This window comes from Arcobacter vandammei (assembly GCF_016106035.1).
GTDB lineage: Bacteria > Campylobacterota > Campylobacteria > Campylobacterales > Arcobacteraceae > Aliarcobacter > Aliarcobacter vandammei.
Genome location: NZ_JADKPZ010000006.1, coordinates 1 through 17,571, shown reverse-complemented (window position 1 = coordinate 17,571; position 17,571 = coordinate 1). Strand labels below are relative to the sequence as shown.

The 17,571-nt window shown below is 29.5% G+C and carries 13 protein-coding genes; 6 read left to right on the top strand and 7 right to left on the bottom strand.

Features of this window, described 5'->3' with window-relative positions:
• Positions 1 to 36: 36 nt before the first annotated feature.
• From IQC44_RS04385 to IQC44_RS04375, 3 genes are all read left to right on the top strand, one after another.
• On the top strand, positions 37 to 2,286 hold the full coding sequence (locus IQC44_RS04385) for a TonB-dependent receptor domain-containing protein (protein ID WP_228286255.1): 2,250 nt from the start codon (positions 37 to 39) through the stop codon (positions 2,284 to 2,286).
• A 216-nt stretch (positions 2,287 to 2,502) separates the two neighbouring features.
• Positions 2,503 to 3,366, top strand: a complete 864-nt coding sequence (locus IQC44_RS04380) for a virulence RhuM family protein (RefSeq protein WP_198305138.1) — start codon at positions 2,503 to 2,505, stop codon at positions 3,364 to 3,366.
• A gap of 34 nt (positions 3,367 to 3,400) precedes the next feature.
• Entirely contained in the window at positions 3,401 to 4,684 is a 1,284-nt protein-coding gene (locus IQC44_RS04375; RefSeq protein WP_198305137.1) for a class I SAM-dependent methyltransferase, read from the top strand.
• 64 nt (positions 4,685 to 4,748) lie between these two features.
• On the opposite strand, the gene IQC44_RS04370 is transcribed toward IQC44_RS04375, so the two are convergent.
• The 7 genes from IQC44_RS04370 to bioD all read right to left on the bottom strand — a co-directional run bounded on the left by IQC44_RS04370 (position 4,749) and on the right by bioD (position 14,207).
• A complete protein-coding gene (locus tag IQC44_RS04370; RefSeq protein WP_198305136.1) occupies positions 4,749 to 5,588 on the bottom strand; it encodes a DUF5718 family protein in 840 nt (279 codons plus the stop codon).
• Between the two features lie 154 nt (positions 5,589 to 5,742).
• Positions 5,743 to 7,242: a fumarate hydratase gene (locus IQC44_RS04365; RefSeq protein WP_198305135.1), complete on the bottom strand. Its 1,500-nt coding sequence runs from the start codon at positions 7,240 to 7,242 to the stop codon at positions 5,743 to 5,745.
• A gap of 173 nt (positions 7,243 to 7,415) precedes the next feature.
• Positions 7,416 to 8,399, bottom strand: coding sequence for an HpcH/HpaI aldolase/citrate lyase family protein (locus IQC44_RS04360; RefSeq protein ID WP_198305134.1), 984 nt, complete (start codon positions 8,397 to 8,399; stop codon positions 7,416 to 7,418).
• Between the two features lie 147 nt (positions 8,400 to 8,546).
• Entirely contained in the window at positions 8,547 to 9,605 is a 1,059-nt protein-coding gene (locus IQC44_RS04355; RefSeq protein WP_198305133.1) for a MaoC family dehydratase, read from the bottom strand.
• 10 nt (positions 9,606 to 9,615) lie between these two features.
• Entirely contained in the window at positions 9,616 to 12,135 is a 2,520-nt protein-coding gene (locus tag IQC44_RS04350) for an aldolase/citrate lyase family protein (protein ID WP_198305132.1), read from the bottom strand.
• 17 nt (positions 12,136 to 12,152) lie between these two features.
• Entirely contained in the window at positions 12,153 to 13,286 is a 1,134-nt protein-coding gene (locus IQC44_RS04345; RefSeq protein WP_198305131.1) for an HpcH/HpaI aldolase/citrate lyase family protein, read from the bottom strand.
• Between the two features lie 282 nt (positions 13,287 to 13,568).
• Positions 13,569 to 14,207 (bottom strand): dethiobiotin synthase, encoded by a 639-nt coding sequence (gene bioD, locus IQC44_RS04340; RefSeq protein ID WP_198305130.1) that lies wholly within the window; start codon positions 14,205 to 14,207, stop codon positions 13,569 to 13,571.
• A gap of 77 nt (positions 14,208 to 14,284) precedes the next feature.
• Between bioD and IQC44_RS04335 the strand changes: the two genes are divergently transcribed.
• From IQC44_RS04335 to IQC44_RS04325, 3 genes are all read left to right on the top strand, one after another.
• On the top strand, positions 14,285 to 14,584 hold the full coding sequence (locus tag IQC44_RS04335) for an ATP-dependent Clp protease adaptor ClpS (protein WP_198305129.1): 300 nt from the start codon (positions 14,285 to 14,287) through the stop codon (positions 14,582 to 14,584).
• 3 nt (positions 14,585 to 14,587) lie between these two features.
• A complete protein-coding gene (gene clpA / locus IQC44_RS04330) occupies positions 14,588 to 16,783 on the top strand; it encodes an ATP-dependent Clp protease ATP-binding subunit ClpA (protein ID WP_198305128.1) in 2,196 nt (731 codons plus the stop codon).
• Positions 16,784 to 16,845: 62 nt separating this feature from the next.
• A complete protein-coding gene (locus tag IQC44_RS04325; protein WP_198305127.1) occupies positions 16,846 to 17,286 on the top strand; it encodes a c-type cytochrome in 441 nt (146 codons plus the stop codon).
• Positions 17,287 to 17,571: the final 285 nt, after the last annotated feature.

The following is a 17,571-nucleotide window of genomic DNA, read 5'->3' as shown; positions in this document are numbered from 1 at the left end:
TCGAAATTAAAAAAACAAAAAAAAGGAAGAATGGATATGAAAATAAGACTAGCGATGTCTGTTTCTGCAATTTTACTTGCGGGGGGGGGTACACTTCTAAGTGCCAATGAAACTACAAAACTTGATGAAGTTCAAGTTGTAACTACTGCTGGTGGATATGAGCAAAATATTGCAGATGCTGCTGCTTCAATTTCAGTTATTACAGCTGAAGAAATCGAAAAAAAATCATATACAGATGTAACAGATGTACTTAAGAATGTACCAGGTGTTTATGTAAATGGTGGTGGTTCAAATCAATCTATCTCTATAAGAGGTATGAGTGCTGATTATACTTTATATATGGTTGATGGAAAACCAATGCAAGATAATCAAGCATTTAGTCCGAATGGAAGCCATGCAGGAAATCCTATAAATTTCCTGCCACCACTTGAAGCTATTGAGAGAATAGAGGTTATTAGAGGACCTGCATCTGCTCTTTATGGAAGTAATGCAATGGGTGGAGTTATAAATATTATTACAAAAAAACACTCAGATAAAGTAACTGCAAATATAAATTTGGAGTATTTAAAAGCAGACTCTTCAAATAAAGTAAATAATGACTCACAAAATGTTAGTGCATTTGTAAATGTTCCAGTAGTAAAAGATTTATTATCAGTTCAATTAACAGCTGGTCTTTTAAATACAGATGAGAGTGATTATAAAAGTAGTGGAGCTTTAAAAGCTGGTTCAGACCCAGATTATAAAAGAACAAATGTTGGTGGGAAAGTTATATTAACTCCTGATGAACATAACACTATAACAGCAGGATACAACTATAAAGTTCAAGAAAGAACTTCAAATCCTGGTAAAAGTATAGCAGCAAAGAATGAAATAAGTGGCACAACTACTACATCAATTGGTGGAAAAGATTATATTAAAAGTGGTGATAATTATTATCTTGTTGATAGATCTGAAATGGCTTGGGGAAGAGCAGTTAATGGTTGGTCTAAACAAGTATTGACACATTATGCACAAACTGATAATACAAAATCATATCAAAAATCAATAAACTATGATTATAATATTGCTCATGAAGCAAAATATGATAAAGTATTAGTAAATTCATATTTAACTTATGAAAAATCAAAAAATCCGACTAGAGCAAATGCAACAACAGGAAATAGTATAGAAATGGATACCTTGACTCTAAATACTCAAGGGACTTACTTTTTTGATACAAACTCTTTAACTGTTGGTGCAAATTATAAAAAAGAGAATCTTGAAGATGGTGCAACAAATGCTATTAAAGTAAATGGTGTAACAGATACTTCAATTACTAAAATGGATAGATACCAATGGGCTTTATTTGCTGAAGATACTTGGAGTGTAACTGATGATTTAGCTTTAACTTTAAGTGGTAGATATGATAAAAATGAGGATTTTGGTAGTGAATTTACTCCAAAAGCTTATGCTGTTTATAGTTTAACAGATAACTTAAACTTAAAAGGTGGAGTAACAACTGGATATAAAGCACCTAGCTTAAGACAAGCTGCTTCTAATTTTGCTGGAATTTCTGGTGGTGGAGGTCCTGCTATTGCTATGGTTGGAAATCCTGATTTAAAACCAGAAAAATCTGTAAACTATGAAGCAGGAATTGCTTATGATAATTCTGATTTAGGACTTGGTGGAAGTTTGATGTTATTCCAAACAAACTATAAAAATAAAGTTCAAACAACAGATGCATATAATTCAGATGGAACTAGAATGTATGATTATAAAGGTGAAAATTATCCAGGTGGGGTGAAATTTTACGAAAATGTTGATAAAGCAGAAATCAAAGGTATAGAACTTACAACAGATTGGTATATTTTAGAAAATCTAAAATATAGACACTCATATACATATACAGACAGTGAACAAAAAACTGGTATTTATAAAGGATATGCATTAAATAATCTATCTAAACATATGTTTAATGCTGGAATTGATTTTGATGCTACTTCTAAACTATTATTATGGACACAAGTAAATTATAGAAGTGAAACGGCTGGTTCTAACTCAGAAGATACAACATATATATATAGAAATAATGGAACTGAAAGAAGTAGTGTAAAAACAGGTAAAATTAAAACTACAAAAACACCTTCTTATACATTTGTTGATTTAGGTGCTGTTTATAAATATGATAAAAATCTAAGTTTTAATGCTGGTATTTATAATATAGCAAATAAAGATGTTACAGATGATGGTAACTCAAATGTTTTAGATGGTAGAAGATATAGTGTTGCTATGAATATGAAATTCTAAAACTTTTTCGGAACTGGGACTTTTAGTCCCAGCTCTTCTTTTTCAAACTAAGGATTTATCCTTGGTTTCAATATATTTTGATATGGTCTTTTTTAATTAAAGTTCATATTAAAGTATAATTCAATTTAGTTCCAAAATCTTTCATTTTGTAATATTTCTTATATTTCATTTCTTTTTATGATAGAATTTTAAATATTTCTTATCTTGGAGTGGAAAATGGAAAATCTATCAAATTTAGTAGTTTATAATGATGGAGAACTAGAACTCAAAGTTTCTGTAAATAGTGAAACAATTTGGCTCACACAAAAGCAAATGTCAGTTCTTTTTGGTACAAGTACAGATAACATTGGTTTGCACTTAAAAAATATATATTTTGAAAAAGAGTTGAAAGAAAATTCAACTACCGAGAATTTCTCGGTAGTTCAAACAGAAGGAAATAGAACTGTAAAAAGAAATATTTTACACTACAATTTGGATGCAGTTATTTGTGTTGGATACAGAGTAAGTTCAGCAAGAGCTACAAAATTCAGGCAGTGGGCTACAACGATACTTAAAAATTATATACAAAATGGCTATGTGATAAATGCAGATAAAATCACAAATGAAAGATTTGTATCTTTGGAAAATAGTGTAGATACTTTAAGAAATAAGATAGAAAATATTGAGAGTAAAATTGTAAATGATAGTTTAGTTTTAAAAAAGAATATCTTTTTTGAAGGAGAAATTTTTGATAGCTACTCCTTTATAAATGATTTATTAAAACTGGCAAGAAAAGAAGTTGTACTTATAGATAACTATATAGATGATACGGTTTTTACTATGTTTTCTAAGTATCCAAATATAAACTTTATGATTTATACAAATGCAATAACAAAACAGTTAAAATTGGATTTTGAAAAGTATCAAAAACAATATTCAAATATAACTCTAAAAACTTTTAAAAACTCTCATGATAGATTTTTAATTTTAGATAAAAAAGAGATTTATCATATTGGAGCAAGTTTGAAAGATTTGGGTAAAAAATGGTTCGCTTTTTCAAAAATGAACTTAGATATAAATGAAATTTTAAATAAGTTATAGTTTTTAGAAACTGGACTTAAAAAAAAGGCAATAAATGAAAAAACAAGATGGATATATTTTAGATACGACTTACCCAATATTTTTTTACAAAGAGATGACACCATTATGGTTAAATAGTACTTTGAATTTTTTAGGTTTTAAAACTCCAAATATTTCACAAAACTTTTCATATTTAGAACTAGCTTGTGCAACAGGAATAAACATAATAGTAAATGCTATAAATAATCCAAATGGGCATTTTATAGGAGTTGATTTTAATAAAGAGCATATAGAAATAGCCAAGAAAAAAGCAAATGAAATAGGGCTTAATAATATAGAGTTTATCTGTTGTGATTTTGCTACATTTTTTAAAGAAAATGTGCAAAAGTTTGATTTTATAGTAAATCATGGTACTTTTTCTTGGGTTTCTCCAACAGTTCAAAAAGATATTTTAGATATTGTTTCAAACTTTTTAAATGATTTTGGAATATTTTATCTTCATTACATGTGTTATCCTGCAAGTGCTTCTTTGCTTCCTGTTCAAAAGTTGCTAAGTTTGGTTGATAATCATACAAATAACTCTTCTATTGATAGTATAAAAATAGGAAAAAGTTTGTTTGATGATTTAAATAGTGCAGGTGCATTTGTTGATAATCCAAGACTTGAAGCAATAGAAAAATCTTTGAATCAAGATAGTTCATATCTTGCTCATGAATTTTTGACAGATTTTTGGAATCCTTTGTTTAGTGTTGATGTGCATAAAATGGTTTTTGAAAATACAAAAGCTACATTTTTAGGAAGTGCAAATATTATTGATAATATTGATAATATCTCAATTCCTGCAAAACTTCAAAGTATTATAAAAAATATGAAATCACCAGCATTAAAAGAGTATTTAAAAGATTTAGCAAGAAATTCAAAACAAAGAGTTGATATTTTCCAAAAAACTCCACAAAAGTTTGAAGCTAGTGAACATAAAGAAACAATAGATAAAATGTTGTTTAAACTTCTTCCAAATTCTCCAAAAAAAGGAGCAGTAACTTTTCATACTCCAATAGGAGATATAGAAGCACCAAAAGAAGTAATTTCGCAAATGTTGGAAAAATTGTCAAAAAAAGATATGAGTTTTGAAGAGTTGTTGTCTTTGCCTAGCTTTAAAGATAATCCAATGTTTTTAATAGAAACAATATTTTTACTTATGAATGAAAACTATTTGCAAATAGTTTCAAATGAAGCAAAAAATGTAGATAAGAGTTTTGTAAAAAAATTTGATGAGATTATGAAAAAAGATGGAGTAAATTTAAAACTCTTACCTAAATGTGCAACTGCACTATCATAAGAAATATTTCCAATGTTGGTAAAATTCGGAAACTAGGCTTTAGCCTAGTCCTTAGCAAGATTTTTTATTGAACAATTTGATGAAGCTTTGAACATTGTCCTAAATATGTATCCATTCCACACATATCATTCATAATATCTTGGAAACTATGAGCATGAGCATTGTAAACATATACAAAAATTTCATCACCTTTTTTCAAGAAATTTTTCTTTCCAAAATCTGTATAAGCTGTTGCACCTGCTGCTATTAAAATACCTTTTGCATCTTTTGCTGCAACTCTTAAAAATTGTCCCAACTCTTCAAGTGGTCCACAATCTTCTTGACAATTTAAAATATCAATCATCCAATTTTTCAATTTCTCAAAAAAGTAAGAATAAGATTTTACTGCACTTGTAGTTCCATAATCGCATACAATTCCATCTCTTTTTATAAATGAAGAGATATGATATTTGCTTAAAATTCCATTTTCTGTGAAGTCATCTATTGGAATTAAATCTTGAGAAATCCCTTTTGTATTTGGTCCCCAGTTTTTCTTTGTGCTTAATTTATTTCCGTCTTGAACACGAATTGAACAATCGTTAAAAGCTGTAAAGTATTTTGGGATAATATCTATAACTTTTTCATCTTCATAAACAAAATCACAAATAAGTGCAACTTCTGCTTCAACTTGCAGATTGTCGCACTCTCTACCATGTGTTAGTATTGTTTCATCGCAAATTGGATAAGTTCCTAAAAAGCTATCATGACCTTTTATATAAAATGGAAACATCCCTTTTGGTGCATCTTTTTCTGTAGTTTGAATAACAGAGAACTCATCGGCTTCACCAGCTTCACTTAAGTGACTTGCAAAATTACCTGCAACTGCAAATCCTAAATAATCTTTTAAATCTTCTATTAAGTTCATAATTATTAATTCCTATTATATTTTGAAGTGAAATATTATCAAAAAAATTTATTAAAAAAGTCAAAAAAGGAATATAGTTTGTGTATTTAAGGGTTATTTAAGAAAGATATTAACAAAGAGTCACAAGTATTTATGACTCTTTGTTAAATAAGAATTATTTATTTATAGTTCTCCATTTTGCTGGACCTGTTGTATGAATAGAATTTCCTTCAGTATCAACAGCAACAGTTACAGGCATATCTTTTACTTCAAACTCATAAATAGCTTCCATTCCAAGCTCTTCAAAAGCTAAAGTTTTTGCACCTTTGATTGATTGAGCGATTAAATATGCAGCCCCACCAGTTGCAATTAAGTAAATAGATTTGTACTCTTTTATTAAATCAATTGTTGGTTGTTTTCTTTCACCTTTACCAATCATTCCCATAATTCCAATTTCCATCATATCTTTTGTGAATTTATCCATTCTTGTAGATGTTGTTGGACCTGCAGGTCCTACTACTTCATCTCGTACAGGATCAACTGGTCCTACATAGTAGATAAATCTATCTTTTAAATCTACTCCATTTGGAAGTGGAGTTCCAGCATTTTTGTACTCAACTATTTTTTTATGAGCAGCATCTCTTGCAGTTAAAATTTTTCCTGATAGTAAAAGAGTATCTCCTGATTTAAATTGAGATAAGTTCTCTTTTGTTAAATCATCAATATTTACTCTTTTAATAGTATCCATTGGAAGTTCAATATCTGGCCATAAATCTAAATCTGGTTTATCAAATTTAGCTGCTCCATTTCCGTCTAGTTCAAAGTGAATATGTCTAGTTGCTGCACAGTTTGGAATCATAGCAACTGGAAGTGATGCAGCATGACATGGGTAATCTAAGATTTTAACATCTAAAACAGTTGTTAATCCACCAAGACCTTGAGCTCCAATTCCTAGTTTGTTTATATCTTCATAAAGTTTAAGTCTTAGTTCTTCTAGTGGAGTTTGTGGACCTCTAGCTTTTAATTCGTGAATATCAACATGACCCATTAAAGACTCTTTTGCTAAAAGCATTGATTTCTCAGGGTTTCCACCAATTCCAATTCCTAAAATCCCTGGAGGACACCATCCAGCACCCATATCTTTAACATTTGACATAACCCAGTCATAAATGCTATCACTTGGATTTAAAACTGTAAATTTAGATTTGTTTTCACTTCCTCCACCTTTTGCAGCAACTGTAATATCTAATGTATCAGAGTTATCTGTTGAGATATGAATAACAGCTGGAGTGTTATTTTTTGTATTTGTTCTTTTTCCAGCAGGGTCACTTACAACTGAAAATCTTAAAGTATTATCAGGGTCTGTATAACCTTTTGCAACACCTTCATTTAAAACATCTTCTAAGTTTCTACTTAACTCTAAGTTTGCTTTAAGACCTATTTTTACAAAAATATTTACACTTCCTGTATCTTGACATAGGGGTCTATGACCCATAGCACACATTTTTGAGTTAATTAAAATTTGTCCAATAGCATTTTTTGCAGATTCACTTTGCTCTTTTTCATATGCCTCAACCATACCTTTTACGAAATCCTCAGGATGATAAAATGAAATGTATTGACAGGCATTTGCAACCGAGTCTATAATATCTTGTTCTGTGATTTTTTTGCTCATAAATTTTTCCTTTTGTTTATTTAGAAATCTTAAAATTATATCAATGCAGTTTTAAAACTACCCTTTTTTAAGCCAAATTTTTCTGTTTTTCATAAAAATGTTTAGTTTAGAAATAGCTTTTTAAATAAAAAAAGCTACCCTTAAAAAAGAGTAGCTTTAAAATCAATCAAAGATTAAGCAAAAAATCTTTTTTCTGCTTCATCTTGTAGTTTTACACCAGAATATTTAGCTCTTTGAACTAATTCCCAAAAATATCTATATGTTGCTCTATCGTGTAGTTCACCATCATATTGAATTGGTCCCCACTCAGCATCTTGAGCTTTGATTAAGATATTTTGAGCAGCTTCAAGTTCTGTAAAATCTGGTCTCATAGCATCAACGATTGCTTGAACTTGTGTTGGGTAAATTGACCACATTCTCATAAATCCGAACTCATTTCTAGCTCTTTCAGCATCTTTGTATGTTTGGTATGGATTTTTTAAATCTAAAGTTACATTGTGGCAAGGAATTACACAATTTTGAATAGCAGCTTGTGCAACTCTAGCTTTTGCAGCTCCGATTAATCTATGATCAAATTGACCTGGGCTTCTCATATTTATTGCAGGAATTGCTCCTTGGTATCCACTTACAAAGTCCATTAAACCAAAATCTAAAACTTGTAACCATGGTAAAGTTGCGATTTTTTCAACATCTTGTAAAGCACCGTGAGTTTCAATAAGCACGTGAATTGGAATCTCTCTTTTAATTCCAGCTTTTTTTGCAACTTCTTGAATATACTCAATTTGAGTTTTTGCATCTTCATAACAAGTTGATTTTGGTAAAGTAATATATGCTAGATTTTCTCCAGCACCAGATACTAAAATATCAACATCTTGTCTCCAATCTGGGTGAGAGTGGTCATGAATTCTTGTTCCTGCCATTTTATATGGGTTTTCAGCAGAGTTTACAACTCTTACTATCATATTTGCATGTTCAACTTCTTTTCCTGTTTCAGCACCATCTTCACAATCACAAGTAATATCAAAAACTGGTCCTAGTTTTTTTTGCATTTCAAAACCTTTTAGGATTAGCTTTTCGCTTCCTGCAAAGTGTTCACAAGTTGGGATAATTGGTAAAGATTTACCAGATTCAAATAAAGCTTCTTTTGGGTGTGTCATAATAATCTCCTTAAAATTTGGTTCCCAAATTTTAAGGGAACCTTTTTTCATATTTGACTACTTTTTAAAAAGTAGCCTGTTGTTAAACTCTCTTCGAGAAAAACCTAAAGGAGGCAACGAGTTGCCTCTAACTTAATTAACCGTTATTTATTTTTTTGTAACTTTTTTTGGAATTACTACTGTATAATCCAAATCTAAAACAACATTTGGAAGATATTTTCCATCTTCATCTTTTGCATTCTCAATCTCACTTGGAGTTAGATTTTTAAGTGCAATAGTTCTTAATCTTAAAAGACCAATATCTTCTCTTTTATGATCAATTTTTTCTAAAATTTCTGTATAAGCATAAATTGTATCTCCTGCATAAGTAGGATTACAGTGGCTTCCACTATTTATTGCATATACCCATTGAGCATTTTGTAGCCCATTAAAAGATATTGCTCTTGCCATTGATATAACAATTCCACCATACATAAGTCTTTGACCCATAGGAGAACTCTTCATCATATGGTCGTTGAAATGTACTTTTGCATTGTTCTGATACAGTTTTGTTGCCAAAGTATGATCACTATTATCAACAGTAATTCCCTCTGGATGATTTAATCTTTCTCCAACTTCATAATCTTCAAAGAAAAACTCTCCACCACTAGAATTTGTATCAATTTTTCCAATTTTTGGAATAGAAATTTCATCACTTATTGGTGTTGTTTTAGCAAAACTAGGAACTTCATTTATACCACTTAAAGTTGAATGGTCTTTTTTATGAACCATTACCCATCTTTTGAAATTTAAAACTTCATTTCCACTTTGATTTACACCAATTGAGTGAACATAAACAACTCCACTTTTACCATTTGAGTTCTCTTTTAATCCAATAACCTGTGAAGTCATTGATACAGTATCGCCTGTAAAAACTGGATTAGGAAAAGAGATTTCAGCATATCCTAAATTTGCAATAGCATTTAAAGATATATCTTGAACACTTTTTCCAAATGTTAAGTGAAACATTAAAATATCATCAATTGGTCTTTTTTCATATCCAATCTCTTTCGCCACTATATCACTAGAGTGTAAAGAAAATCTACTTCCAGTAAAGGCGATATATAAAGATACATCACCATCACTAATTGTTCTTGGAAGTGGATGAACTATTTTTTGACCAATTTTAAAATCTTCAAAGTAGTTACCATAATTTATTTTTGACAAACAAAACTCCTTATTTATTAAATAGATTTTGACCTAGAGATTTATAAGTCTCATACAACTTAATCATTTTTCTTGCCCATTTAATTCTTGAAGAATCAACAAGTTTATTATTATGTAAAATTACCTCTTTACCATCTCTTGAAGCTTCTTCATATTTTGCAATCATATCTTCATAATCTTCAACTTCAGACTGTTTTGGAGTGAAAATATCATTGATATACTCAATTTGAATTGGATGAATAAGAGATTTACCATCAAATCCAAGATTAAAGGCATCTTTTGTAGAGTCTTCACAAGCAAACTCATCTAAAACATCAAAGTGAGGACCATCTATTACTGTTTTATTATAAGCTTTTGCTGCAAGTGCAATTTGAGCTAAATAAGTAACAATAGCTTTTGAACCTCTTTTTATATCTATTTGAAGTCTATTTGCTAGTTTATTTGAACCAACAACAACAACTTCAACTTTTGAACTAGCTGCACAAATCTCTTGAATATTTAAAACAGCCATAGGAGTTTCAATCATAATCATAAGAGTTAAATTTGGATTTACTTCATTTATTAACTTAACAGCTTCTAAAACATCCTCTTTTGAATCAATTTTAGAGAATAGTAAACCATCTAATTCAATCTCTTTTGCTAAAGCTAAATCTTTTTTAAGATCTTCACTTCCAAGATTATTGATTCTTAAAACTCTTTCACTATCACCAAATTTAGGACCTTGCTCATTATAAACAGCTTTGATAGTTTCTCTACCTGCTTCTCTTTGCTCTGCTAAAATAGCTTCAAGATCAAAAATAACTGTGTCAGCTAAAACTGTTTTTGCTTTTTCTACATTGTGTTTATTGTAAGAAGGAACTAAAAGCATTGATCTTCTAGCTTTGTACTCAACAATTTCTTCACCTTTTGCAATAGCAAAATATTGTTCATGTAAATCTTTTACTAATTGTTTTCTAAGAACTTTTCCATTTTTTGTTCGTGGATAATCAAGCATTCCAAAAATCTCTTTAGGAGCTTTATATTTTGCTAGATTATTTTGAGAGAATTTTAAAATCTCTTGCTCTTTTTCTTTACTTAGTGGAGAATGTCCAACAACAGCAATAGCAACAATAGTTTTCTCTTTCTCAATATCAAGTCCAAAAGCAACACAATCAGCAACATCTGGGTGAGTTTTTACAACTCTCTCAATTTCATGTGGACTTACTCTAAATCCAAAAGTGTTGATAATATCATCTTTTCTACCAATAAACCAGATATATCCATCTTTATCTTTTCTTGCATAATCTCCTGTAAAGAAGTATCCATCATGTCTTGATTTTGCTGTTTCATCTTCAAGTTGCCAATACTCTAAGAAAAGTCCTGGATCATCTTCACCTATACAAATCATTCCTTCTTCTTCAACACCAACTTCTTTCAAAGTTTCAGGATCAAGAAGTTTTACAATATGTCCTGGTTGTGGGAAACCAGCACTTCCTGGTCTTATTGGATTATATTTTGAGTGTGAAATATAGTATGAACACTCACTCATCCCAATTGCTTCATAAATATCTTGTTTAAATCTATCTCTCCAAAGTCCTAACATCTCATCAGATAAATGCTCTCCAGCACTCATACAATATCTTAAAGATGGGCAATCATCTAAAGAAAAATCTGTTTTTTGGATAATTTGTCTATAAATTGTTGGAACTCCAATGAAAATTGTACATTGGTGTTTTTTAATTAAATTAATCCATGTTGAAGCATCATTTGAACCCTCATAAGCAATAACTGTATGACCGTTGTATAATGGATCCATAAGTGCAGAACCTAAAACATAAGTCCAGTTAAATTTACCAGAGTGCATAATTCTATCGTTTTCTTTAAAATCAAACCAATAATCAGTTGCTGGTTTTCTTCCTACTAATGATCTATGAGAGTGTAAAACTCCTTTTGGATATCCAGTTGTTCCAGATGTATATACTAAATATGCTGGTTCTCCTGATTTTGAGTTATAGTGATTTGCTGTTGTGCTTGTATCTTTAAAAATTTGGTTTAAAGAAAATACTTGCATTCCTTCTGGAACTTTTAAATTATCAACACTATCAACTCCAGCAACAACAATTGTTTTTAAATTGTCAAGATTTTCTAAATATGGAATTAAATTTTCATACATAGAAGCAGACATAACCATAGCTTTTGCTTGAGAATCTTCAGCTAAATATTTAACTTCACTACCACTTAAAAGTGTTGAAGTTGGAACTGCTATCATTCCACCTTTCATAACTCCAAAGAATGAAATAGGGTAAGCTAAAGAGTTTTTTAAACAAACTAAAACTCTATCTCTTGGCTCTAAACCAATTCCTCTAAAGAAATTTGATACTTGGTCAGATTTTGTTGCTAACTCTTTATAAGTTATTGTATCCGTTCCAAGTTTGTCATCTTCAATTATCATAGCAACATTGTTCTCTTTGTTTGTCCCAACATGTTTAGTTGTACAAGCAATACCAATATTTAAAAATTCAGGTACTTCTAATTTTACTGTTTGACTCATATTAATCTCCTTGGATATTACAATTGACCGTATGGCCAGTTTTCTTTAAATGTATGAAGAGGCATTTTGTTTAATACAGAAAGAGCAAATAACTCATCCTCTTTTGATAAACTATTTAGGGCATAAGCTCTTAAAATATTTTGTAAAGATTTACCAAACATTGGAGGATCAAGCATTTCACCTTCATATCTAATCGCACCACTTAGTAGAGCATCAGCTTCAATAGCAGCTTTTAAGATAGATACATCTTTTTCTATTTCAATAGGAGATGGTGTAAATGCAACTTTACAAATATTAATATGATTTGGAGTGATTACTTGTTTTCCTGTTAATCCCATAGCATTTTCTCTTAAAGCATGAGCATAAACATGTTTACTTGCTTCATCACCATGTAAATCTAACCATCTTCTAATATCTTTTTTCTCAACACAATTATCAGGTAAAGAGTGCGGTGTTAAAAGAACTTCAACTCCTCCAATAACTCCTTTACCTTTTATTCTTGCTTCCATTGTAAGAATATTAAAGAATGTTTCAAGTTCATCAATCCACCCTTTTGGAGTGATTTTATAAGCCATTGCTTTTGAAAAATCGTGAATTCCAAAAACTATATGTTTTACTGTTGAGTGTTCCATCAATCTATCTGCAATTTGAAGAGATTTTGGGTGTTCAACAATTGGTTGAATTGTTAATTTACTTCCAATAGAAATTAACCAAGAGCTTAAATCTCTAATTTCAGCACTTCCATAAACTTCTCCAGCTTTAGCTAAAACAATAACATCAATATATTGGTGAATTTGTTTTAACATTTTTAAATCTTCTTCATACTCTTCTGTTCTAAATGGATTTATTCTAATAGCTATTTGAAAATCTCTTTCAGGAAATTTTGGTAACTCTTGAATTAAAAGCTCTCTACTCATAGCTTTTTGTCTACATCCATCTTCTAAGTCGAATAAAACTGTGTGAGCCTTTGTTTTATAAGCATGTTTTTGTAATCTTAATTTAGCTTGTTCCATCGTTTCATAAGAACCATCTAGTGGGTTATATTTAATTGGTGGATAGTAAATTTGAATACCTGGCCAATAACCACCAAGAACTGGTGTTAAATCGTCATTTGCTGTTAATTTAGATAAATCTATCGCAGAAGTCATCATATTTAAACCTTTCATATTTTTTTACTTGCTTTATGTACAAAGATTTTATTACACATAAAAACTAACAAGGAATTTATACACAAATTAAAATGAATAAATTTTATATCTTTTAATATAGTAAATAAATTTAAGTTTATTATAATAAATGCAGTACAACTACCAATTTTAGGGAAAGTAAACTTAAAAAATATTATAAAAAGTGATAATTTTGAATAAAATAAAATTAAAAATTAAGATAAGAAACAAATTATTTTATAAAAAAGGAGAGTTTTTTTCTCTTTTTTATAAATCTTGTAAAAAATTAAGCTCTAAAAAGTACTTCTCTAAAAATGGTTTTGATATTTTTTCAAAGTTTTCTATATCTTCATATAAATTTATAAAAAATTCAAAATCTAAATTTCTATTTTTTAAAGCTTCAATTGAAAGTAGGGTATCATTTATACTTCCTAGTTTTGAAGGAGTTATCAAAAAAGCTTTAGATTTAAACTCTTTTATTAAGTCTATTATAAAAAAATCTTTTTTAATTGGAACCATAAGCCCTCCAGCTCCTTCAATTATTAAAACATCACAAAAAGTTTGTAAATACTCTTTTTTCTCTTTTAAAAACTCTATTTCTATATATTTGTTCCCTTTTGCAACATAAGGCGAAGCAGGAAGAGTAAATTGATATGGAACAATATCATCAATTGATAGCTTTTCAAACTCCTTATTTAGTTTTTTTACTAGCTCAAACATCTTTGAACCATCAGCTGGAGTGTTGTTTTTTACTCCTGTTTCTATTGGTTTAAAATATCCAACTTTTAAATTTGCATTTGCAAAGTAATTTAAAAGTTTTTCACAAGCATAAGTTTTTCCTACATCTGTATTTGTAGCTGTTACAAATATTGCTTTTCCTATGTACTCTTTTGGGTCAATTTTCATAATAATCTCTTTTTTGTTATAATTTCTAGCTTTTTAAAAATATGATTTTATCATAGTAAAAATAATAAGGGTTTTATGTGAGTAATGATATAGAAATAGAGTTAAATGAAGATTTAGAAGTAGAAGAGCCAAAAAGATACAATGTTTTTTTATTAAATGATGATTATTCTACTATGGATTTTGTAATTGATGTGTTAGTAAAAGTATTTAGAAAGAATATAAATGAAGCTGAAACAATTATGCTTAGTGTTCATAATAATGGAAAGGGTCTTTGTGGAGTTTATAGCTTTGAAATTGCAAGTACAAAAGTTGCACAAGTAAAGAGTTTAGCAAGAGATAAGGGCTTTCCACTAAAAGCTATTATGGAAGAAGAGTAAAAAATGATTAGTAAAGAGTTAAGACATATTTTTGCACAAGCAATTGCTTATGCAAAGACAAGTAAACATGAATATTTGACTTTAGAACATATTTTTTTGATGCTTATAAATGATGCAACAATTGAAGATATGTTCATTGATTTAGGTGTAAATACAAATAGTTTATTTGAAGATTTAAAAACATATATAGATGCAAATACACCAAAACTTCCAGACGGAATAATAGATGAACCAATTGAGACTTTGGCTTTGTCTTCAACTATTGAATATATGGTAGCTCACACTCAAAGTAGTGGAAAAACTAAAGCAAATGTTGAAGATATGTTTGTAGCAATTTTAAAAGATGAAAAAGCTTATGCTACATATTTACTGAAAAAATTGGGTATTCAAAGAGTTGATATTTTAGAAGAGATTTCGCATAAAGATGAGCAAAATAGTGAAGAAAAAGAGGATAAAAACGATAAAGTTTTAGAGCAAAACTCTAGTGAGCTTGTAGGAATTGCTAAAAAATCACGAATAGACCCAGTAATAGCAAGGGATAGCGAAATTTCAAGAGTTATTGAGATTTTAGGAAGAAGAAAGAAAAATAATCCACTTCTTGTAGGAGAACCTGGAGTTGGAAAAACAGCAATTGCTGAGGGCTTAGCTTTAAAAATATCAAAAAAAGAAGTTCCAGAGTTTTTGCAAGAAGCAAAAGTTTTCTCGCTTGATATGGGCTCAATGTTAGCTGGAACAAAATATAGAGGAGATTTTGAGAAAAAATTAAAATCTCTTCTAAGTGAAATTAGTAAAATTCCAAATGCAATTTTATTTATAGATGAAATCCACACAATTGTAGGAGCTGGAAGTGTTGGTGGAAGTGCTATGGATGCTTCAAATATATTAAAACCACTTTTAGCAGATGGAAAATTAAAGTGCATTGGAGCTACAACATTTGCAGAGTTTAGAAATGATTTTGCAAAAGATAAGGCACTAAGTCGAAGATTTGCAAAAGTTGATATAAATGAGCCAAGCATTGAAGATTCAATCACTATTTTAGAAGGTTTAAAAGATAAATATGAAGATTATCACAAGGTAAAATATACTAAAAATGCAATTATTAGTGCAGTTGAACTTAGCAAAAAATATATTCAAGATAGATTTTTACCTGATTGTGCGATAGATGTAATAGATGAAGTTGGTGCTAGTAAAAAAATAGCTATTCAAAATAGCCTTGAAACAAACAATACTATAAATGAAAAAGATGTAGAAGCAACTATTTCAAAAATGGCACATATTCCAGCACGAAGTGCTACAAAATCTGATTTATCACTATTAAAAAACTTAGAAAAAAATATGCAAAAAAGAGTTTTTGGGCAAGATAAGGCAATTTCTACAATAGTTCAAGCAATAAAAAGAAATAAAGCGGGATTAGGTCTTGATAAAAAACCAATAGGAAGTTTTTTATTTACTGGTCCAACAGGTGTTGGAAAAACAGAAGTTGCACGTGAGATATCACTTCAAATGGGAATACATTTTGAAAGATTTGATATGAGTGAATATATGGAAGCACATGCCGTTTCAAGACTTATAGGAGCACCTGCAGGATATGTTGGATTTGAGCAAGGTGGACTTTTAACAGAAAGTATTAGAAAACATCCACATACAGTTTTACTACTTGATGAGATAGAAAAAGCACATCCAGATTTAATGTCAATTTTACTTCAAGTTATGGATAATGCAGAATTAACTGATAATAGTGGAAACAAAGCAGATTTTCAAAATGTTATATTAATAATGACTTCAAATTTAGGTGTTGCTGAAGCAAATGTTATGGGATTTGCAAAAAATGAGAAACTAAATGAAAACAGAGCTATAAACAGATTTTTTGCTCCTGAGTTTAGAAATAGACTTGATAGTGTTGTTAGTTTCGATAGTTTAAGTTTAGATATTGTCTCTAAAGTTGCAGGTAAGTTTATAGAAGATTTAGAAAAACAGCTTGAAAGTAAAAAGATAAAAATTGAAATTAGTAAAAAAGCAAAAGATGAATTAGCTAGGCTAGGATACGATAAAGCTATGGGAGCTAGACCACTTAATAGAGTAATAAGTGATAAAATCAAAAATCCTTTAACAGATGAGATTTTATTTGGAAAACTTAAAAAAGGTGGAGTAGTTAAAATTGATTATAAAGACGAATTTGTTTTTGAATATAGTTTCTAAAACACAATTCTTTTACAATCACTTTGATACAATTATAAATTAAATAAAAATAAAGGGAAAAAATGAAAAAAAGTTTAATCGTAGCATCAGTTGCACTTGCATTACTGACAGGTTGTACTGATGATAATAAAAAAACTGAAACAAAAAGTGCAGTTGAGCAAGTAAAACAAGAAGTTGCTAAAGTTGTTGAACAAAAAAATGAAGATGTAAAAGTAGAAGCACCTAAAACTGAAGAAGTAGCAAAAAATGTAGTTGAAAATGAAGTTAATGCCGAGGCTTTGTTTAAAACATGTACATCATGTCATGGACAAAAAGGTGAGAAAGAAGCTTTAGGAAAATCTCAAGTTATTGCAGGTTGGGATAAAGATAGAGTTATTAAAGCTTTAAATGGTTATAAAGACGGAAGTTACGGAGGTGTTATGAAAGGCATAATGAAAACTCATGTAGAGACAAAAACTCCAGAACAAATTTCTGCTTTAGCTGAATTTATCTCAAAATTATAATAAATTTAGGGTATAAACCCTAAATTTACCTTGATAAAAAATAAATAAACATCTTACAAACCCCAAGAAATCGAACAATTACAATAAATCCCAAAATTTAAGCTAAATTTAAGTTAAACCTCTTGACAAAGCTAAAAAATCCTATTATAATTCCCGTCCAATTTGACCGATACGGTTTAAAATTAAGTTCTTTAAAATCTAAGATTTGGTTTGTTAAGAAGAGTAATCTTTGTAAACTGAATATGTTAATCTTATTTTAAAAATTCGTAAAGAATAATAAAAGAA